At 59.3% G+C, this 20,415-nt stretch carries 15 protein-coding genes and 2 pseudogenes; 5 read left to right on the top strand and 12 right to left on the bottom strand.

The window, feature by feature from the left end; translation table 11 throughout:
* Positions 1 to 59 precede the first annotated feature (59 nt).
* On the bottom strand, positions 60 to 506 hold the full coding sequence (gene mscL / locus P406_RS13585) for a large-conductance mechanosensitive channel protein MscL (protein WP_046236457.1): 447 nt from the start codon (positions 504 to 506) through the stop codon (positions 60 to 62).
* Positions 507 to 702: 196 nt separating this feature from the next.
* On the opposite strand from mscL, the gene radA reads away from it, so the two are divergent.
* Complete coding sequence (radA, locus tag P406_RS13580) at positions 703 to 2,070, top strand: DNA repair protein RadA (RefSeq protein ID WP_046236456.1); 1,368 nt, start codon at positions 703 to 705, stop codon at positions 2,068 to 2,070.
* A gap of 14 nt (positions 2,071 to 2,084) precedes the next feature.
* On the opposite strand, the gene P406_RS13575 is transcribed toward radA, so the two are convergent.
* Positions 2,085 to 2,459 carry a PilZ domain-containing protein gene (locus tag P406_RS13575; RefSeq protein ID WP_003419091.1) on the bottom strand — a complete coding sequence of 125 codons (375 nt, stop codon included), beginning with the start codon at positions 2,457 to 2,459 and terminating at the stop codon, positions 2,085 to 2,087.
* A gap of 284 nt (positions 2,460 to 2,743) precedes the next feature.
* Between P406_RS13575 and P406_RS13570 the strand changes: the two genes are divergently transcribed.
* The 3 genes from P406_RS13570 to yjiA all read left to right on the top strand — a co-directional run bounded on the left by P406_RS13570 (position 2,744) and on the right by yjiA (position 6,117).
* A complete protein-coding gene (locus P406_RS13570) occupies positions 2,744 to 4,819 on the top strand; it encodes a carbon starvation CstA family protein (protein ID WP_003419090.1) in 2,076 nt (691 codons plus the stop codon).
* Positions 4,820 to 4,846: 27 nt separating this feature from the next.
* Positions 4,847 to 5,044: a YbdD/YjiX family protein gene (locus tag P406_RS13565; RefSeq protein WP_003313802.1), complete on the top strand. Its 198-nt coding sequence runs from the start codon at positions 4,847 to 4,849 to the stop codon at positions 5,042 to 5,044.
* A 95-nt stretch (positions 5,045 to 5,139) separates the two neighbouring features.
* Entirely contained in the window at positions 5,140 to 6,117 is a 978-nt protein-coding gene (gene yjiA, locus P406_RS13560) for a GTPase (RefSeq protein WP_046236455.1), read from the top strand.
* A gap of 26 nt (positions 6,118 to 6,143) precedes the next feature.
* On the opposite strand, the gene P406_RS13555 is transcribed toward yjiA, so the two are convergent.
* From P406_RS13555 to P406_RS13520, 9 genes and pseudogenes are all read right to left on the bottom strand, one after another.
* Entirely contained in the window at positions 6,144 to 6,713 is a 570-nt protein-coding gene (locus P406_RS13555) for a YdcF family protein (RefSeq protein WP_046236454.1), read from the bottom strand.
* A 435-nt stretch (positions 6,714 to 7,148) separates the two neighbouring features.
* On the bottom strand, positions 7,149 to 7,436 hold the full coding sequence (locus P406_RS13550; RefSeq protein WP_046236453.1) for a hypothetical protein: 288 nt from the start codon (positions 7,434 to 7,436) through the stop codon (positions 7,149 to 7,151).
* Positions 7,433 to 7,936: a peptidoglycan recognition protein family protein gene (locus P406_RS13545; RefSeq protein WP_082100801.1), complete on the bottom strand. Its 504-nt coding sequence runs from the start codon at positions 7,934 to 7,936 to the stop codon at positions 7,433 to 7,435. The genes P406_RS13550 and P406_RS13545 overlap by 4 nt, the downstream gene beginning before the upstream one ends.
* 62 nt (positions 7,937 to 7,998) lie before the next feature.
* Positions 7,999 to 8,415, bottom strand: a pseudogene (locus tag P406_RS27715) (hypothetical protein); the annotation flags it as partial.
* Between the two features lie 374 nt (positions 8,416 to 8,789).
* Positions 8,790 to 10,043: a serine hydroxymethyltransferase gene (gene glyA / locus P406_RS13540; RefSeq protein ID WP_003340745.1), complete on the bottom strand. Its 1,254-nt coding sequence runs from the start codon at positions 10,041 to 10,043 to the stop codon at positions 8,790 to 8,792.
* A gap of 202 nt (positions 10,044 to 10,245) precedes the next feature.
* Complete coding sequence (locus P406_RS13535; RefSeq protein WP_046236452.1) at positions 10,246 to 11,697, bottom strand: amidase; 1,452 nt, start codon at positions 11,695 to 11,697, stop codon at positions 10,246 to 10,248.
* Between the two features lie 47 nt (positions 11,698 to 11,744).
* Positions 11,745 to 12,680: a SphA family protein gene (locus P406_RS13530; RefSeq protein WP_046236451.1), complete on the bottom strand. Its 936-nt coding sequence runs from the start codon at positions 12,678 to 12,680 to the stop codon at positions 11,745 to 11,747.
* Positions 12,681 to 12,776: 96 nt separating this feature from the next.
* The gene (locus P406_RS13525) at positions 12,777 to 13,769 is read right to left on the bottom strand and encodes a helix-turn-helix transcriptional regulator (protein ID WP_046236450.1); all 993 of its coding nucleotides are present in this window, start codon (positions 13,767 to 13,769) and stop codon (positions 12,777 to 12,779) included.
* 139 nt (positions 13,770 to 13,908) lie between these two features.
* Positions 13,909 to 16,893 (bottom strand): annotated as a pseudogene (locus tag P406_RS13520) (sensor domain-containing protein); the annotation flags it as partial.
* 1,234 nt (positions 16,894 to 18,127) lie between these two features.
* Between P406_RS13520 and ettA the strand changes: the two are divergent.
* Positions 18,128 to 19,792 (top strand): energy-dependent translational throttle protein EttA, encoded by a 1,665-nt coding sequence (gene ettA, locus P406_RS13515; RefSeq protein ID WP_003399986.1) that lies wholly within the window; start codon positions 18,128 to 18,130, stop codon positions 19,790 to 19,792.
* 60 nt (positions 19,793 to 19,852) lie between these two features.
* Here ettA and P406_RS13510 read toward each other — a convergent pair whose 3' ends face one another.
* The gene (locus P406_RS13510) at positions 19,853 to 20,350 is read right to left on the bottom strand and encodes a GreA/GreB family elongation factor (RefSeq protein WP_046236449.1); all 498 of its coding nucleotides are present in this window, start codon (positions 20,348 to 20,350) and stop codon (positions 19,853 to 19,855) included.
* Positions 20,351 to 20,415 lie beyond the last annotated feature (65 nt).

Raw genomic sequence — 20,415 nt, 5'->3', positions numbered from 1 at the left:
TGCGTCGTCAGTGCCATCGTGGTTAGGGCCGATGGCCTGCAGGTGCAGGCCTTGCTCAATTAAAGCGTACGCGCAGGATCCACGGTAATGGGCGCTGCCGGTTTGCTCTGCTCTTTGAGCAGGTCGCGAATCTCGCCCAGCAGGATTTCCTGCTTGGAGGGCGTTGGCGGCAGGGTAGGGGCTTTGGCTTCTTCGCGTTTCAGGCGGTTGATGGCCTTGACGCCCATGAAGATCGCGAACGCGACGATGATGAAGTCGAGGACGGTCTGGATGAATTTGCCATACGCCAGCAGTACCGCAGGTGCAGTCCCTTGCGCGGGGCGCAGGGTGACGGCCAGGTCGCTGAAGTCGACGCCACCAATCAGCAGGCCCAGCGGCGGCATGATGACATCGCCGACGAAGGAAGAAACGATCTTGCCGAATGCCGCGCCGATGATGATACCGACGGCCATATCAACTACGTTGCCTTTGACCGCGAATGCCTTGAATTCCTTAAGCACGCTCATGGGGTAATTCCTTGTAGCAGATAAAATTGATCCGGATGAGTGTAGCCCAGACGTACTGCTGCCGCCCGTGCCACGTTCAATCGACCGGAGTCGTCCGCGTAAGTTTTATCCGGTTTTCAAAAGCAGTCGTCGCCCAGCGACTGGCAGGTGTTGCAACCTGCGTTATCATGGGCGTTTTCTAACGACTGGGGTTGTCATGGCCAAGGCCAAACGCTTGTACGGCTGCACCGAGTGCGGCGCGACATTTCCCAAGTGGGCGGGCCAGTGCAGCGAATGCGGTGCCTGGAACACACTGGTCGAAACCATGATTGAAAGCGGTGCCGCCGCGCCGCCTACCGGGCGCACCGGCTGGACCGGTTCGCAGGCGCAGATCCGGACCCTGGCAGAAGTCAGTGTCGAAGAAATCCCGCGCTTCTCCACCAACTCCACCGAGCTGGACAGGGTGCTCGGCGGCGGTCTGGTTGACGGCTCGGTGGTGCTGATCGGCGGTGACCCCGGCATCGGCAAGTCCACGATCCTCTTGCAGACGCTGTGCAATATCGCCCAGCGCATGCCTGCGCTGTATGTCACCGGTGAGGAATCCCAGCAGCAGGTCGCCATGCGCGCCCGGCGCCTGGGGCTGCCGCAGGACAAGCTGCGGGTCATGACCGAAACCTGTATCGAAACCATCATTGCCACCGCCAAGGTCGAGAAGCCCAAGGTGATGGTGATCGATTCGATCCAGACGATTTTCACCGAACAGCTGCAGTCAGCCCCTGGCGGCGTGTCGCAGGTTCGCGAAAGCGCCGCGTTGCTGGTGCGTTACGCCAAGCAGAGCGGCACGGCGATCTTCCTGGTCGGCCACGTCAACAAGGAAGGCGCCCTGGCCGGTCCGCGTGTGCTTGAGCACATGGTCGACACCGTGCTGTATTTCGAGGGCGAATCTGACGGCCGTCTGCGTTTGCTGCGCGCGGTGAAGAACCGCTTTGGCGCGGTCAACGAGCTGGGCGTGTTCGGCATGACCGACAAGGGCCTGAAAGAAGTCTCCAACCCGTCGGCGATCTTTCTCACCCGTGCGCAGGAAGAGGTGCCGGGCAGTGTGGTCATGGCCACCTGGGAAGGCACGCGGCCGATGCTGGTGGAAGTGCAGGCACTGGTGGACGACAGTCACATGTCCAACCCGCGCCGCGTGACGTTGGGTCTGGATCAGAATCGTCTGGCCATGCTGCTGGCAGTCCTGCATCGCCATGGCGGCATTCCCACTCACGATCAGGACGTGTTCCTCAACGTGGTAGGCGGCGTGAAAGTGCTGGAAACCGCCTCCGACCTGGCCTTGATGGCCGCGGTCATGTCCAGCCTGCGCAATCGTCCGCTGCCGCATGACTTGCTTGTGTTCGGTGAGGTGGGGCTGTCGGGTGAAGTCAGGCCGGTGCCCAGCGGCCAGGAGCGCCTTAAGGAGGCCGCCAAACACGGTTTCAAACGCGCCATCGTGCCCAAGGGCAACGCGCCGAAAGAAGCGCCGCCCGGCTTGCAGATCATTGCCGTTACGCGACTTGAACAGGCCCTGGATGCGCTGTTCGAGTAACCTCGACCTGAGGATTATTCCTGCAGTTCGATCAAGGCTGCCAGTTCCCGATCCAGTTCCTCGGGGTCTCCGAGGTTCAATTCGACCAGCCGCCTAAGGTGGCTGATTGACTCCAGCCCAATGTGCCGGCAAACGAAGCCCAGTTGCCGGTTGTTGTCATGGGTGATTTCGACATCCATTTTTACATGGGCATCGTTGCTTAAAATGATGTCGACTTCAAAGGGCTGCGTCTGATCACCGTTCCACGGATCAGGCCGGTCGATCAGCAACCCTTTGAGAGAAAGGTCGACCAGTTTCACTTTCCAGCTTTTGTCGCCTTGCTTCAGATCGGTCTTGGCATCAAAGGCAATACGTTTGAAACGACGGCGATCTGCAGGTGAGTCGGTCATCGAATGAACTCTCTTGTTGACCGCCACCGGAGTCAGCGCGCAGGTCGTTATCTGATCTATTCTGTTGTCCATGCACGATAGACCGGAAAGCAATTGCAGAACAGTTCCGCATCGCGGTTTTGTGATCGGAACGCCATCTGTCGAGGCCATTCCAGCCCTCTATGCCGGGTATCTGCCGCAATTGATCAAATTTCGACCTAGACCTTGGTTGGGGGTGGTCTTTCGCTGATCCGGCGCTAAACTCGCATGGCTTGCCTTCTAGTCAACTCTGCTGGAATAAAAAAATGAAAAATAATAATAGTCTGATGCGCCATGTTCCCTGGCTCATCGTCGCAATTGTCGGGGCATGTGCCCTTGGGGTCGTGGCCTTGCGTCGCGGAGAGGCGATCAACGCTTTGTGGATAGTGGTCGCTGCGGTAGCTATCTACCTGGTTGCCTATCGTTACTACAGTCTTTTCATCGCCACTCACGTCATGCAGATCGATCCGCTGCGCGCGACACCGGCGGTGGTCAACAATGACGGTCTTGACTATGTGCCGACCAACAAACACATCCTCTTCGGTCACCACTTTGCAGCCATTGCTGGCGCAGGCCCGCTGGTCGGCCCGGTACTGGCAGCGCAAATGGGCTATCTGCCCGGTACGCTCTGGCTGATTGCCGGCGTGGTGCTGGCCGGTGCGGTGCAGGACTTCATGATCCTGTTCCTTTCCACGCGCCGTGACGGACGCTCGCTGGGCGACATGGTCCGCGAGGAAATGGGCCGTATTCCCGGCACCATCGCACTGTTCGGCTGTTTCCTGATCATGATCATCATCCTGGCGGTGCTGGCGCTGATCGTGGTCAAGGCCCTGGCCGAGAGCCCGTGGGGCATGTTTACGGTCATGGCGACGATCCCGATCGCGATGTTCATGGGCATTTATATGCGCTACATCCGTCCAGGACGCATTGGTGAAATCTCCATCGTCGGCGTCATTCTGTTGCTCGGTTCGATCTGGGTCGGCGGCATGGTAGCGGCGGATCCGACCTGGGGGCCGATGTTCACGTTCACCGGCGTGCAGATCACCTGGATGCTGGTCGGTTACGGTTTTGTAGCGGCCATGCTGCCGGTCTGGCTGCTGCTTGCGCCCCGTGACTACCTGTCGACCTTCCTGAAAATCGGCACCATTCTGGCACTCGCGATCGGCATCCTGATTCTGGCGCCCGAGCTGAAAATGCCGGCCCTGACCCAGTTCACCAACGGCACAGGCCCGGTCTGGAAGGGCGCACTGTTCCCGTTCCTGTTCATCACCATTGCCTGCGGTGCGGTGTCGGGTTTCCACGCGCTGATCTCGTCGGGCACCACGCCCAAGCTGCTGGATAACGAGAAGAACGCCCGTTACATCGGTTACGGCGGCATGCTGATGGAGTCCTTCGTGGCCATCATGGCGATGGTTGCCGCTTCGGTGATCGAGCCAGGTGTGTACTTCGCCATGAACAGCCCGGCTGCGGTGGTCGGCAGTGACGTGGTGACCGTTGCGCAGACCGTGTCCAGCTGGGGCTTTGCCATCACGCCTGAGCAACTGACCGCTGTCGCGAAAGACATCGGTGAAAACACTGTGCTGGCCCGTGCCGGTGGTGCTCCGACGCTGGCCGTCGGTATCGCGCAGATCCTTCATCAGGTGCTGCCGGGTGAAAACACCATGGCGTTCTGGTACCACTTTGCGATTCTGTTCGAGGCGCTGTTCATCCTGACCGCAGTCGACGCCGGTACACGTGCCGGACGCTTCATGCTGCAGGACTTGCTGGGCAGTTTCGTTCCGGCCCTGAAGCGCACCGAGTCGTGGACGGCCAACGCCATCGGCACCGGAGGTTGCGTGGCACTGTGGGGCTATCTGCTCTATCAGGGCGTGATCGATCCGCTGGGCGGCATCAATACCCTGTGGCCGCTGTTCGGTATCTCCAACCAGATGCTTGCCGGTATCGCCCTGATGCTGGCCAGCGTGGTGCTGATCAAGATGAAGCGCCAGCGCTATGTCTGGGTGACCATGCTGCCTGCCACCTGGCTGCTGATCTGCACCGTGACCGCTGGTTTGATCAAGCTGTTCGACGCCAACCCTGCAGTAGGTTTCCTGGCTCTGGCCAAGAAATACAGCGCGGCGGCCGATGCCGGTCAGATTCTGGCCCCGGCCAAGACCATGGACCAGATGCAGCACGTTATCTTCAACGCTTACACCAACGCCGGGCTGACCATATTGTTTCTGTTCGTGGTGGTCAGCATCCTGTTCTACGCCATTAAAGTCGGCCGTGCGGCCTGGAGCACCAAGGAGCGCACCGACAAGGAAGCTCCGTTCCAGGCCATGCCGCCAGCGTCACAGGTGTGATGATGGATACCCACAGAGGATTTGCCCATGTTCAATGACCTGAGTCGCCTCGGCAAATACCTCGGTCAGGCCGCGCGCCTGATGGTGGGCATGCCGGACTACGACACCTATGTCGAACACATGCAGAACACTCATCCGGACAAGCCGGTGATGACCTACGAGCAGTTCTTTCGGGAGCGGCAAGAGGCCCGTTACGGCGGCAAGGCCGGTCCGAAGTGCTGTTGATCCGCTGATCTGCGTTATGGTTTGATCCGACGCGCCGCAGGCCATCACCTGTGGCGCGTTTTCATTTCAGCTGAATGCCTCACGCCAGGAGCCTTATGACTGAGTTGCAACCCATCCCCGTGACCGTGCTGACCGGTTTTCTGGGGGCCGGCAAGACCACCTTGCTGCGCCACCTGCTCAAGGCCGAACACGGCCTGAAAATCGCCGTGATTGAAAACGAATTCAGTGATGCAGGCATCGACAGCCAGTTGCTCGGCACCGACCCCGTACAGATCATGACCCTGTCCAACGGTTGCGTGTGCTGCACCATCCACACTGACCTGACCAAGGCGCTCTACCTGTTGCTGGAGCGTCTGGACAGCGGCGAGATCGCTTTCGACCGACTGGTGATCGAATGCACCGGTCTGGCCGATCCCGCGCCGGTCGCGCAGACGTTCTTCATCGATGAAGAGCTGCGCGAGCGTTACATCCTCGACGGCATCATTACCCTGGTCGACGCCGCGCACGCCGATACCCACCTGGTGCAAACCATCGCCCAGGCGCAGATCGGTTTTGCCGACCGGTTGCTGGTCAGCAAGCGTGATCTGGTCGACGACGCAGCCTTCGAGGCCCTTAGTGCACGCCTGACCCGCATCAACCGCCGTGCGCCGATCCGTATTGTCGAGCACGGCAGGATCGACCTCGCCGAACTGCTCGACGTACGCGGCTTCAACCTCAATGCCGATCTGGGCGGCGGCATGATCCTGCGCCCGCTGGCCCCGGCCGGCAATTCCGCTGACCGGATCAGCAGCCTGGTCCTGCGCAGCGAAAAACCGCTGAACCTTGACCGCCTCAGCGAGTTCATGAACGAACTGCTGGAAGACCACGGCAAACAACTGCTGCGTTACAAGGGCGTGCTCAACATCGAAGACGAACCACGCAAGATGGTGTTTCAGGGCGTGCTCAAGCTGTACGGCTTTGACTGGGATACGGAGTGGGCCGAAGGCGAAAAGCGCGAGAGCGTGATTGTGTTCATTGCCGATGAATTGCCGGAGGAGAAGATACGGGCGGGGTTTGCGGCGATGGTGGAGTGAGGTTATGCGTGGGTGACTGAGCGCTGTCAGGTATTTTCAGCCCACCAATAGACGGGCAGCGCTGCAACTTCTCGCGCAAGTGAATACAGGTCGCGCCATTCAAAATAGCGGGCATGTGCCGTCGATACCTGGGTGACGCTCGCCTGATTCAGGGCATATCGACTTCGGGTAATGTGGAAGTATTGCGTCACCACAACAGCACTCTTGAAGCCGCGCTGTTTCATGATCTGTGCGCTGTTGCGGGCAGTATCTTTTGTGGTATTGCCCTGCTCATCAAGCAGAATCGCTTCACGCGGCAGCCTCGCGCGCTCCACAAGGTAGTTGGCCATGCCGACGGCTTCGTTGAAACCCTCCACGCCGGTGCCTCCACTCACGATGATGTTCCTGACCAGTCCTTGTTGGTAAAGCTCCACCGCACGATCAAGTCGGGCTTGCAGGCGTGCGGACGGGGCGCCGTCTGGCGTGACTTTTGAACCAAGGACAATGGCGACATCGCTGGCCTGGGCGTTATCGGACAGCCCGTCCATGGCGATGAAACCTGCAGCCAGGATAAAAAGCAGCCCGAGCGAAAGCAGGGTAAGGTAAATCGGTTTCATCTGTCGTCGTCCTGATTGTTCAGTCGGTCAAATCTGATCTTGCGCTGTTCGGCGTAAATCGCGCCGCACATGCTTTGCTCATCGAGCCGTAATTTAACACGACAGAATTTCGCAAAGGCAATCTGCCTTGTTTGAAGGAAGCACCGAAAAGTTAAATGCTTCACTGCATACAACGGATAGCTGAATTCTAAAAATCCAGACTCATCACGCAGCTTTGAGTAAAGGCTTTTCTTGTCCGAGCTCAACAGCTGCCCAATGTAAGCAGCCCAATAGCCAAGATTCTAATCTTTCGGAAAGTGGACGATGGGAGAGGAGATTTTTAACAAGTTCAACGTGCGCGTGAGACGCTTGAGGCCGTGCAAGAAAAATAAGTCACTTCGAAAGCAGCACGCTGGCAGCGAGCCCTCAGAGACGAATCTTAGACGCAGCTCCGGCTTATCTCTGTTTGCATTCGTCAAGCTCGTTTTGGTTTTTCAAAGTCGTCGTCACGCCTAGGCGATACTTGCAGTACTGGATGACTAGCTGGCGCTCGGTTTCGCTTAATTGACTCAGTTTTTTATCATCTGATTCGTAAGCGAAAATATTTTCAAACTTGATTTTGGGTGTCGGACTTTTCTTGATGAAGAAAACTTTTTCTGGATAGGTATCCTCCATCTTTTCGTAGTAACCGATATAAAGAACGGCGGCAAGTGTGATGAGAACAGTGATGAGCAATAACTTCATGAAGAGGGTGGCCGCAAAAGTTTAGTTTTGATTCGAAGGTTTCTTACCAATTCCATTCCGATGTTACCGGGGCAGATTTTTCCTTCACCGGCTTGCATGGGAAATTCACGATGCCCGCCTAAAACTGTGACTCTGAAAACACTGGTCAGGGCGTGAGTCAAAGTCAGAAGGGCGTCGATTTGTACGGCAGGTATTTTCTGGTCCATGTTGCCGTTGATGATTTCAAGAGCCTGACGAGCCAGAGCTACCACATCGCCACCTTCTTCGGCAGTTGTCAGGTTTTCTAGTAAAACGATACCAATGACACCTGTGTTGTAGTTATGTACACTCGAGCCTTTGAATCTTATGTCCCGTCCTTCGAAGACTTTTCCCGTGCAGTCGATGCCGTAGTGGTAACCGATATCATAAAATTTAGCCTGGTGCTCTTTTTGAATATCGAGCATTTGTTCTGCGCCCCTACCACAGCCTACACTCCGGCCTGCATGGTGAAGGGCGATCATCGTGTAGTCCCAATCATCAACCCTTTCACCTTTTGCTTTATACGCTCCCCAAGACGATCGTTCTACGAATTCGCATTTGTTTTTTCTGAGAAGCCTGATGATCGCTTCTCTGGTCGCGGCTCTATCATTGACAGTGACAGTGGTGGGTGATTTAAACGCGCCGGGGAGATAAAATCAATACTGATAGAAATAGTGGCATCTTTGCTTGAGGTTTTAACGCTCGCTATTCCTTCGCTATCGGTGACGCCGGTAATCTTTTGGCCATCAACGGTGGCGGTGAAGTTTCTTCCGGCTAGGGGCTGATCTGTTTCACTATCAACTATACTGAAAGCATGTCCATAGGTCTTTTTCAGTAAAAGTGGGAGTGGGGGTATAAACGGTGCCGGAGTGTGCGAATCACCGATTATCACGGTGCCCGAGCCACCAATCACGATGTCTCCGTGGGTCCCAACAGTCCCGATCAGCGCGGCATTTTTACCCGCCCAATTCAGACTATACCAGACATGCTGTGAACTTCCTTTTCTGCAGGCTCAGGTACTGGCTGGGTCAGGATTTCGGACAGCGCCAACTCTTCTTTCGAGAGGTGTTTGTGTATTCTCGGTGTGCCGTCCGTGAAATAGCAGGGCGGGCTAGGTTTATCGCAAGTGTATGGTTCTCACTTCCAAACTGTTCCCATAACAAAAAACCAAGGAATCTCTCATCAGGCAGGCCACCGCTGATCAAGCTTCCTTACGTCACTGAAAGAGCACATAGCCTGAGCTCCTTATCTCCGTTAGCTGATGATCGGATATAAAGCAAAAAGCCCCGGCTCTCACGAGTCGGGGCTTTTGGTACTGCGTTTAAACCAGGCTTATCAAGCGCCGTAAACCGGCAGCTTGGCGCAGATGGCTTTGACCTTCTCACGAACCGCGTCGATCACGGCTTCGTTGTTCAGGTCAGCCAGGATGTCGCAGATCCAGCCGGCCAGCTCCTTGCACTCTGCTTCCTTGAAGCCGCGAGTGGTCACTGCCGGGGTGCCGAAGCGCAGGCCGGAGGTGACGAACGGGGAGCGTGGGTCGTTTGGTACGGAGTTCTTGTTGACGGTGATGAAGGCGCGACCCAGAGCGGCGTCGGCGTCTTTACCGGAGATGTCCTGTTTGATCAGCGACAGCAGGAACAGGTGGTTCTCGGTACCGCCGGACACGACGTCGAAGCCACGCTCGATGAACACGCCGGCCATGGCCTTGGCGTTCTTCACCACTTGCTGCTGGTAGGTCTTGAACTCAGGCTGCAGCGCTTCCTTGAAGCACACGGCCTTGGCTGCGATGACGTGCTCCAGCGGACCGCCCTGGGAGCCAGGGAATACTGCAGAGTTCAGCTTCTTCTCGATCTCGGCGTTGGCGCGCGCCAGGATCAGGCCGCCACGTGGACCGCGCAGGGTCTTGTGCGTGGTGGTGGTCACGACGTCGGCGAATGGTACCGGGTTCGGGTAGACGCCTGCGGCGACCAGACCGGCTACGTGAGCCATGTCGACGAACAGGTAGGCACCGACCTTGTCAGCGATTGCACGGAAGCGCGGGAAGTCGAGGATCTGCGAGTAGGCAGAAAAACCGGCGACGATCATTTTTGGCTTGTGCTCGACAGCCAGGCGCTCGACTTCGTCGTAGTCGATCATGCCGTTGGCATCAATGCCGTACTGAACGGCATTGTACAGTTTGCCCGAGGACGAAACGCTGGCGCCGTGGGTCAGGTGACCACCGTGGGCCAGGCTCATGCCCAGAATGGTGTCGCCGCCTTGCAGCAGGGCCAGGTAGACCGCCGAGTTGGCTTGCGAACCGGCGTGCGGCTGAACGTTGGCGTAATCAGCGCCGAACAGCTCCTTGGCGCGGTCGATGGCCAGTTGCTCGATAACGTCGACGTACTCGCAACCACCGTAGTAGCGCTTGCCTGGGTAGCCTTCGGCGTACTTGTTGGTCAGGGCCGAGCCTTGAGCTTCCATGACGGCCGGACTGGTGTAGTTTTCCGAGGCAATCAGCTCGATGTGTTCTTCCTGACGCAGAGCTTCTTGCTCCATGGCGGCAAACAGATCGGCGTCGTACTTGGCGATAGTCAAATCACGGCTGAACATGGCAGTCCTCAAGGGGGCATGGCGGAAAAGGCGGCTATTCTACCCCATCGGGTTTTATCTGGCATATGAAAGGCAGTCATCTTGAACAGTGAAGGGGTTCACGCAGCACAGTAAAATGCGCTGCATCCTCGGTTCTATGGGCTTCTGCAGGCAAGACCACGCCGGTGACCTTGCCTGCGTCGCTGGCAAAAATCCCTTCGCATCAACCCGCATAAGCGCTCAAAGGCGGCCTGCGTGCGGCCCACGGCTGGGCGCGCTCCAGTTGCCCGGCGAGGCTCAGCAAGGTCAGCTCGTCGCCAAACCGCGCGGCGAAGTGAGAGCCCAGCGGTAGCGAATCGGCTGTCCAGTAGAGGGGCACGGACATGGCCGGCTGGCCTGTTGCGTTGAAGATCGCCGTGTAGGGCGAGTAGCTGTGCGAAAGCGCGATGAAGTCCTGCAGGGACCGGCTGTCGTCGTCGAAGGCCAGTTCTCCCAGGCGCGGCGGCGCGCGGTTGAGCGTCGGGGTGAGGACAATGTCGTACTCTTCGAAGAAACCGGCCATCGCCCGGCCCAGTGCATGCATCGCTTCGACCGCGGAAATGTAGCGTGTCGCCGGTAGTTGCCCGCGTTCGCGCAGAATGACGCGGGTGCGCGGCTCCAGTTCGTCCATAGAGATCGGGAAACCGCGCATTTTGCCCAGCAGATCGAGGTAGCCCTGGGTGTGTGAGCCGATGATGTCGAACGTCGCATCGAGGAATTCAGGCAGCCGGACCGGCAACGTCGCCGGCACCACGTAATGGCCGAGCGTCTCCAGCAAGGCCGCCGTGTGCTGCAGTGCCGCCAGGGCTTCCGGTTCGGCGGGCCAGGGTGATATTGCCGAGATCAGAGCGATTTTCAGGCGCCTGGGATCGCGTCCTGCGGCGTGTGCAAACGGCGTCGCCGGCACGGGCGCCGCATAGGGAGCCCCCAGGTCACTCCCTGCAGTGGCGTCGAGCAGGGCGGCGCTGTCGCCTACCGACAGGGTGATCGCATGGGCCGTGCTCAGGCCTGCCCAGCCCTCGCCGACCATCGGGCCGGACGGCAGCAGACCGCGCGATGGCTTGAAGCCGAATACGCCGCAGCAGGAGGCCGGTACGCGAAGCGAGCCGCCGCCATCGTTGCCATGGGCGAAAGGGATGGCGCGCGCCGCAACCAGCGCTGCTGCACCCCCGCTGGAACCGCCCGCGCTGTGCTGCGGATTCCAGGGATTGCGGGTCGCGCCGAAGCGTTGCGATTCGGTGTTGTAGGACACGCCGAATTCAGGCGCGGTGGTCGTTCCGATCAGTTGGCAGCCTGCCTGACGCAGCCGGCTGACGATTTCACAGTCGATGTCTGAGCGAAACTCGCCCAGCGCATGCGAGCCACTGGTCATGCGAGCCCCGGTCATCGGGGTGAACATGTCTTTCACCAGGGTCGGTACGCCTGCCATGACGCCCTGTCTGACGCTGCTCCCGCTCGCCTGGCTGCGCGCCTGATCGTAAAGCCTTTCGCTGACGGCGTTCAGGCCGGGCTCGACCTGTTCGACCCGCTCAATAGCGGTTTCCAGCAGCTCGCCGGGGGTCACCTCGCCATTGCGTACCAGTGTTGCCAGGCCTCGGCCGTCCAGCGTATTGAATAATTCGTGCAGGTCTTTCATCGATCGTCTCCAGGATTGAAAGCGTGTCGTCGCGTTGCGCACGCCACTTAAAAGCTGATGCCGGTACGCAGCGCTACGGTGTAGCCCTCGGCACGGTTGTGGGCGTCGAACTCCTTGTAGGCGTGCAACCAGATGGGCGGCAGACCTGAGCCGGGTTTGAAGTAACTCACTGCAGGGCCTGCTGCGATTACCCGGGCGCGGTTGCCGCGGGTCAGTCCCGGCGCGTCGTCGTCCGACAGCTGCCGGTAGTAGTAGCCGCCAATGCCGACGGTCCAGTCGCCCACATGCTGGCCCACTGCAAACTCATGTCGGTATTCAACGCCACTGCGGTAATCGGTGTCGGGGTTGCGCGCGTTTATATCGATCTGGAAACTCGAGGAAACCTCGAAGCCGCCGGGTGAAATGTAGGTCGCATTCAGCAGCGGAGAAACCGTCCAGTGATGGGTGCCAGGGCTGACCAGACGGTTTTTGTCATAGTCCCCGGTGGGCGCCTGAAACATCAGTTGGGCATTGATGCCCAGCCCCGGTCCGAGCTTCCAGTCCAGGATGATCGGCACCACTTGCAGGTCCGCCTGACGAAACAGCGATGCACTGTCGCTGAAGACCCGTTGCCCCCCGGCGTTCACGCCCAGGTCTGCATCCATCTTGAAGAAGATCGGCACCACCGCGAAACCATAGCGGGCCCCCAAAAACTCCTGCTCGGTCATTCGCAAGTAGGCGAGGCCGATCGCCAGGACGTTGATCTGGAAGTCGTTGGGGCTGTCATTGCCGTGGCTGTCCTTGATGACATCCGCGTGGTAGTTACTGATGCGCATGCCGACGGTGCCATTGGGGGTGTTGGGCGGCATGAAACCTGCGCCAAAGTCAAAAACGCCAGCGGCTGTCGTGGGCGCCGCATTCTCGGTGGCGCACGCTGTGGACGATAACCACAGGATCGCCATGGCGAGCCCTGAAGCGCTAAGGAAGTGGTTTTTTAATGACATCGGTAAGTGCCTTGTTATTTTTATGGGCGAGCACGGCCCTCCCTTGCGGGGTGGCAGTTATTGGAAAAACCGGAAATGGGCTGGAACGCGTTGGCGTCAGCCGTCAGTCAAATGCAGCAACTGAGCGATCTGCGCTTTACGGGTGACACCGAGCTTGTTGTAGATCTTTCTCAAGTGGTGCCGGACGGTGCAGGGGGACATACCGATATTGCGTGCGACTTCCTTGTACGTCTGTCCGACCGCAAAGCCTCGGGCGACCTGAAGTTCGCGCGTGCTCAACAGTTCCAGACTGCTGCGTCGGCGCGCCGTCAATAGAACCAGGTCGCCCACCGGCTGCGACGTGATGTGCAGGTTATGACTCGAATAGCCCTCTTGAGGGTTGCACTGTCGGGGCAGACGATTGGACGGCCTGTCAGGCCATTCCGAGCCGAGCATCGACGAGAACGCAGGCTCCATGGAAAGCAGCACGCCGTAACGATCGCTCACTGCCATGGCGGTCTCATCGTAGGCGCCCTGAGTCTCGCGCAGGGTCGTGAGCGTGCGCAGATAACTGGCCTGTTCAGCGGCGATCAGATGCGGCATCAGCCACTCGATCAGGCGTTTGTCCAAGGGCGAAAAGGGCGTGTGGTCGGCCGAGCGAAACAGCGTCAAATGCACGCCCTGCTGGGTGTGCGGGTCGGTCAGGACAATGCCCAGCGCGAAGCACAGGTCGTACTGGCGTCCGAGTTCGGCAAGCGCGGGTGGGGCATCTGCTGCCGTGCAGTGAATGACCTGACAGACGCCCTGGGTCTGATGCATTTTGCCGACACTGGCATCCGAGGTCTTGAGTTGCTCCCACTCGGCGGCGTAACCAGTGGGCAGGCCGAGCAAAAAGGAACTGTGCTCGACGGGCCAGTTGTCACGCCAGGTGGATCTTCCCCACCAGGCCTTGTCGAACTGCACCAGCACGCGCACCCGCTCAAGCGCCTGTTGATGAAACGTAGCGATCGACGCGCTGCTGACCTCGGTCTGAAGCTCGAGAATCACCTTGTTCAAGGCTTCAACGACCTGACAGGAAACACTGTCCAGGGATGTGGTATCGCTGATCATGCTACCCCCTTGTGTTCTTTGTTATGGGTAGAGCGCTCGCTGTCATTGACGCGGTGCGAGGCAGTGGCTCAAGTCTACTCATATTCAAGGGTTCGGCTATCGTTCAAATGGACGATGGCGACGTTGCGAGAACTGGCCCTTAATCCAGCATGAACAATGCGTCATTACTGAATTGCGCTTCGAACTGCGCGGGGGGCATCGGGCGGCCGAACAGGTAGCCCTGGACTTCGTCGCAGTCGTGTTCGCGAAGAAACTCCAGTTGCTCATGAGTCTCCACGCCCTCGGCGATCACCGACAGATTGAGGCTGTGGGCCATGGCGATGATGGCGCGGGCGATCTGGGCGTCCTGCTCGCCGGATGGCAGGCCGTCGACGAAGGTGCGGTCGATCTTCAGCACGTCGATGGGGAACTGTTTGAGGTAGTTCAGCGACGAGTAGCCGGTGCCGAAGTCATCGACGGCGATGCTCAGGCCAAGGTTCTTGAGACCATCGAGTATCTGCATGGCCTCGTTGACCTCGCGCATCAGGATGCTTTCGGTCAGTTCCAGCTCCAGGCAGGCCGGTGACAGGCCGGTCTGTTCGAGTATGCGGGCGATACGCTTGCCGAGCTGACCGTCCGAGAACTGCCGTGCCGAGATGTTGACCGACACCTTGGGCACGCGAACCCTGGCCTGATGCCAGTGTTTGAGTTGGCGGCAGGCCTCGGCCAGAACCCAATCGCCGACTTCCACGACCAGCCCGAGCTCTTCGAGCACCGGGATGAAGTCGTTGGGCGGTACTAGCCCGCGACGTGGATGGCGCCAGCGCAGCAGGGCTTCTGCGCCCGTCAGGCGTTTGCCGTCGCCGCTGAACTGCGGTTGGTAGAAGAGGGTGAACTCCTTCTGCTCCAGGGCGTGGCGCAAGTCGCTTTCCAGCTCCAGACGCTCCAGAGCGGTGGCGTTCATGTCCGCCTGATAGAACTGGAAGTTGTTCTTGCCGCGCTCTTTGGCGTGATACATCGCCGTGTCGGCGTTCTTCATCAACTGACTCAGTTCCTTGCCGTCCTGCGGGCTGAGGGCGATGCCGATACTGGCGGTCACAAAGAACTCGCGGCCTTCGAGCACGAACGGCGTAATCAGGCTGGTCAGAATGCGTTCGGCAACGTGAATCGCACGATTCAACGCGGCTTCGCGGGTTTCATCCGGCTCCAGCAGCAGGGTGAACTCATCACCACCCATGCGGGCCACGGTGTCATCCACCGACACACAGGCGAGCAGGCGCGTGGCCATTTCCTGCAGCATCCGGTCGCCAGCGGCATGGCCCAGGGAGTCATTGATCGGTTTGAAACGGTCGAGGTCGAGGAACATCAGCACGACCCAGGCCTGCTGGCGCTCGGCGTGCTGCAGCGCCGAATGCAGGCGATCCTGGAACAGGGTGCGGTTGGGCAGATGAGTCAGCGCATCGTAGTAGGCCAGACGGTGGATACGGTCCTCGCTGGCCTTGCGTTCGCTGATGTCGCTGAAGAAGCACACGTAGCTGGCCAGATCGCCTTCATCGTCGAGGACGGCGGTAATGCCGACCCAGGCTGGGTAGTGTTCGCCGTTACGGCGCTTGAGCCGGATTTCACCTTCCCACGTGCCTTGTCCGTTCAACTGCCTGAGGATGTGGCGCAGGCGGGTTTCCTGTTCGGATTCCACGGTGAGCATGCCCGGCAGCTGATCGAGGACCTGGGCCACTTCATAGCCACTGACGCGGGTAAAGGCCTCGTTGGCCTGCACGATATAGCCGGCCGGGTCGGTAATCAGGATGGCGGATGTCGAATGCTCGAATACCGTGGCAGCCATGCGCAGGTCTTTCTCGGCCCGACGCTGCTGGCTGATGTCCCGGCCCACGCCGAAGATGCCTTCAAAGTTGCCGTTTTCGCCCCACACCAGGACCACGCGCAGTTCCACCGGGATCTTGCGACCGTCGGCACGCAGGCAGTCGAACAGAAACATTCGGGTGGTGACTTCTTCGCGCAGCCGGGCGAGTTCCTGAGGTTTGTCGAGGACCTTGTCGATGCGGCCCATGAGCGCATCAAAACCGACTGTTTGCTGAGGGTTGGCAATGGCGGCGGACCAGCCGTTCTGCAGGATCCACTCGGCGCTGTAGCCCAGCGCACGTTCTACCGAAGGGCTGACGTAGTTGACTGCCAGCCGGCCATCGGTGGAGAAAATCACATCACTGATGCTTTCGGCGAGCATGCGGTAACGCTGCTCGCTGTCACGCAGCGACTGGCTGGACGCGACCTGCTCGGTAATGTCCTTGGCAATGCCGATGATACGGGTGACCCGGTCCTCTGCATCCCAGGCCAGCGCCTGTTCGCGAATGTCGAAGCTCCGCCAGTTGCTCTCGCGGTCCCGAAAGCGCAGCACGCGTTGCAGTAATTCATTGTGCCCGTGGTGACGCTGGCGCAGGCGCATGTCCTGATAGTTCCGGGCGTCGTCGGGGTGCAGCAGGACTTCCCAGAAAAACTCGCCCATGGCGTGCAGTTCTGACTTGCTGTAACCCAGCGTATAGCCGAAATGGTGGTTGCTGTAGATCACCCGCTGGCTGAGTACGTCCTGAACGTACAAATGGTCCGGTACGGTGCGTACCACGTCGGACCAGAAACTCTCGCGGTCCAGCAACGACAGCTCGACCTGTTTACGGCTGGTGATGTCGCCAATGCTGAGAATCACTGCATCGAAGTCGCTGCGTGTCTCGGGCAGGCGCATGACCAGCCACAGGTGCTGATCCTCACCGTCTGCGCGGCTCAGGCAGATTTCCAGTTCCAGTCGCGGCTGTCCGGCGAGCACCGCCTGAATGATCGGAATGCCGACGCCCGGACGCGAGCGCGATTCGCCCTCGATCAACGGTTGCCATGCCTGTTCGCGGTGCTCGATGTCCAGCAGGCCCAGAGCGACTTCGTTGAGTTCGCTGATGCGCAATTGCTGCAACAGGCGTTTCAGCGAGGCTGGCTGGCTTTTGACCAGCCGCTCGAAGTCCTCGCCGGTCCTGACCTCGAGTGCTTCCAGTTGCTCCTGAAGGCCGGACATGTCCATGACACAGATTGCGACGCCCGCGCCCTCGAAGATATCCCGGTAGCGGCGCCGGCTCTGCAGCAGTTGACGCTGGCGTCTGCGCAGGCTCATCAGTGCGATCAGCGGCAGGATCGAAATCAGCAGGCCGATCAGGCACTTGCCGATCAGTGGCGCAAGCAGTTCGCTGCGGGCCTTGTAGGTGTCGAACAGCCCCCGCAGTTGCCAGTCACTGTTGCTCAGCGGCTGAAGCAGAATGGTGTCGGACAGGCCACTTTCCGCTTCGTTGGCAGGGACCGGTTCATGGAGAATGACCCGCTGCGTCTTGCGCTGTTCAAGACGCCACAGGTGCTGAAAGTTCTGCGCCGGCTGGCTGGCCAGTTCCTTCAAGGCGTCGGGCGCTACACGCACTGCCCAGTAGTCGCCGCTCACGCCGTTGCCCAGGCGAATCAGTATATAAATCTGGTTGCCGTCTTCCGAGCCGGTATAAAAGTAGGGGCGACCGCGCGCCTGCTTCATGGCTTGTTCGAGAAACTCACCGTCGCGCGAGGCCTCGGCACTGTCACTGACAATTTCACCCTCCCGATTCAGGCGAGCGACGCTGCGCAGTGCGGGCAGGGCAGTGCGCAGGTTCACCAGCGTCGTCGGCTGCTCCAGCCTCTCCCCGGAGGATAGCGCTTCGTCCAGCAGGTTCATGGCGATCTGCGCCTTGAGCGCCATGTTCAGACTCATCCGGTCTGACAACTGCACGCTGTACTCCAGACTGCGCTGACGCTGGCGCTCCTGAGTCTGATGAAATTGCTCGATCAATTGCCAGAGCAACAGGGCAAGCACCACCAGAACCAGGCCTGCCAGTATGCCTTTCACTGACCCACGCAGAGGCCTGGTCGCACTGTCTGTAGCGACACTGGATGACGACAGAGGCGTTGAAATGGGCAAATCGCTGTTCCTGACTGCTGGACTGAAGCAGTGGTGCTTTAGGTAAAATAGGCGGGTCGCCCAAAGAGGGCGGCTAGCATGCCTTTAGTTGTGGCAAAGTGCCAGTCCCGTTGGGCCGTATCGTTTGCCCTGCACGCAGCATTCGGGTAGCTTTGCGCAACGCGTGGTATCCACCGACTCCTGCATGAGTGACTCCACTTTTTGCAATATCGATCAGGCTTTATATTTGCCAACACTGCCCGACAGGTTTCCAACTGAGTTTATTCAAGGCTCGGAATGGTCTCGCGGCAAGTCTCAAGGACAAATAAAAGCTTTTTTCCGGCCGGAGCTTTAAGCTCGTTACCCAAATCGGTCCTCATTACAGACGCTAGGTTTTCATTTCATGGCTCAATACGTCTACACCATGCATCGGCTGAGCAAAGTTGTGCCGCCGAAGCGTGAAATCCTGAAAAACATCTCTCTGTCTTTCTTTCCCGGTGCCAAGATCGGCGTGCTGGGCCTCAACGGTTCGGGTAAATCCACGCTGTTGAAAATCATGGCGGGTGTCGACACCGAGTTTGATGGTGAAGCGCGTCCGATGCCGGAGCTCAATGTGGGTTATCTGCCGCAGGAGCCACAACTTGACCCGAACAAGACGGTCCGTGAGGTCGTGGAAGAGGCGGTCAGCGTGATCAAGGACGCCCAGGCGCGTCTCGATCAGGTCTACGCCGAGTACGCCGAGCCGGACGCTGATTTCGACAAGCTGGCGGCCGAGCAGGCCAAGCTCGAATCCATCCTGCAGGCCAGCGATGGCCATAACCTGGAGCGTCAGCTGGAAGTCGCCGCCGATGCGCTGCGCCTGCCCGCCTGGGATGCGAAGGTTTCGGTCCTTTCCGGTGGCGAAAAGCGCCGTGTCGCGCTGTGCCGCCTGCTGCTCTCCGCACCGGACATGCTGCTCCTCGACGAACCGACCAACCACCTGGATGCCGACTCGGTCGCCTGGCTGGAGCATTTCCTCCACGACTTCCCGGGAACTGTGGTCGCGATCACGCACGACCGTTACTTCCTGGACAACGTGGCTGGCTGGATTCTGGAACTCGACCGCGGCGCGGGCATTCCTTACGAGGGCAACTATTCCGGCTGGCTCGAAGCCAAGTCGGACCGCCTGGCGCAGGAATCCAAGCAGCAGACCGCTCACGAAAAAGCCATGAAAGACGAGCTGGAATGGGTCCGCAAGGGTGCCAAGGCGCGCCAGTCCAAATCCAAGGCGCGTCTGCAACGCTTCGAAGAGATGCAGTCGCAGGAATTCCAGAAGCGCAGCGAGACCAACGAGATCTACATCCCGGCCGGTCCGCGTCTGGGTGACAAGGTTATCGAGTTCAAGAACGTCACCAAGGGCTATGGCGACCGCGTGCTGATCGACAACCTGTCGTTCTCCATGCCCAAAGGCGCCATCGTTGGCGTGATCGGCGGTAACGGTGCCGGTAAGTCGACATTGTTCCGCATGCTGATGGGCAAGGAACAGCCGGATTCGGGCAGCATCGAGGTCGGTGAAACCGTGCAGCTGGCCTGCGTGGACCAGAGCCGTGATGACCTGGACGGCAGCAAATCGGTGTTCCAGGCCGTGTCCGACGGTTCCGATGTGATCCGTATCGGTAACTATGAGATTCCGTCGCGTACCTACGTCGGTCGCTTCAACTTCAAGGGCGGCGATCAGCAGAAGTTCGTCAAGGACCTGTCCGGTGGTGAGCGTGGTCGTCTGCACCTGGCGCTGACCCTGAAAGAGGGCGGCAACGTGCTGCTGCTCGACGAACCGTCCAACGACCTCGACGTGGAAACCCTGCGTTCACTGGAGGAAGCGCTGCTGGACTTCCCGGGCGCTGCCATTGTGATCTCTCACGATCGGTGGTTCCTTGACCGTGTAGCCACGCACATCCTGGCGTATGAAGACGATTCGCAGGCGATCTTCTTCGAAGGCAACTACACCGAGTATGAAGCCGATCGCAAGAAGCGTCTGGGCGAAGCGGCTGCCCAGCCGCACCGTGTGCGTCACAAAAAGCTGGCCTGATCAGCGTTCAGGCACACGCCGCTCCCTGCAAGGAGCGGCGCTGCCGTTGGCTGGCCAAGCTCACGCGTCAGGTTCGATCAACAGCACTTCAATCGACTGATCGCCCGCCGGGCGCTGCCACAACACTTCATCGCCTTTCTGCGCGCCGATCAGGGCGCGGCCCAGTGGCGACCCCCAATTGATCTGTCCATTGGCTGCATCGGCCTGATCTTCTCCGACCAGATGCACGCGCTGCTGGTTGTCCTGTTCATCCGCGAACGTCACCCAACTGCCGATCTGCACTTTTTCGGTCGACACGGCCGGGGCGACGACCTGCGCGCTTTGCAGGCGCTGGTTGAAGTAGCGCAGGTCGCGTTCCAGGTCGGCCAGTCGCTGCTTGTCCGCCGCTTCGCCCAACGCGGTTTGCGTGCTGTGCTGCGCCTGCAGGCTGCTGACGTGTTTCTTCAACAAGGTCAGGCCTTCGGCCGTGACGTAGTTGATCTGTGTGCTGACCAGCCGCTCGACCGGTTGCTCGGCCTCGGCGGCAGCGTTGTCTTCGTTTACGAATGCGCGGCTCATGAAGAGTCCTCCCTAATAGGCTTTAGGCCACGGCAGGACATCATTGGTTTCGTCGATTTTCCACG

The organism is Pseudomonas syringae pv. coryli str. NCPPB 4273 (genome assembly GCF_000972175.1).
GTDB lineage: Bacteria > Pseudomonadota > Gammaproteobacteria > Pseudomonadales > Pseudomonadaceae > Aquipseudomonas > Aquipseudomonas syringae.
The sequence above is the reverse complement of the archived record's forward strand: the minus strand, read 5'-3'. Positions and strand labels throughout refer to the sequence as shown.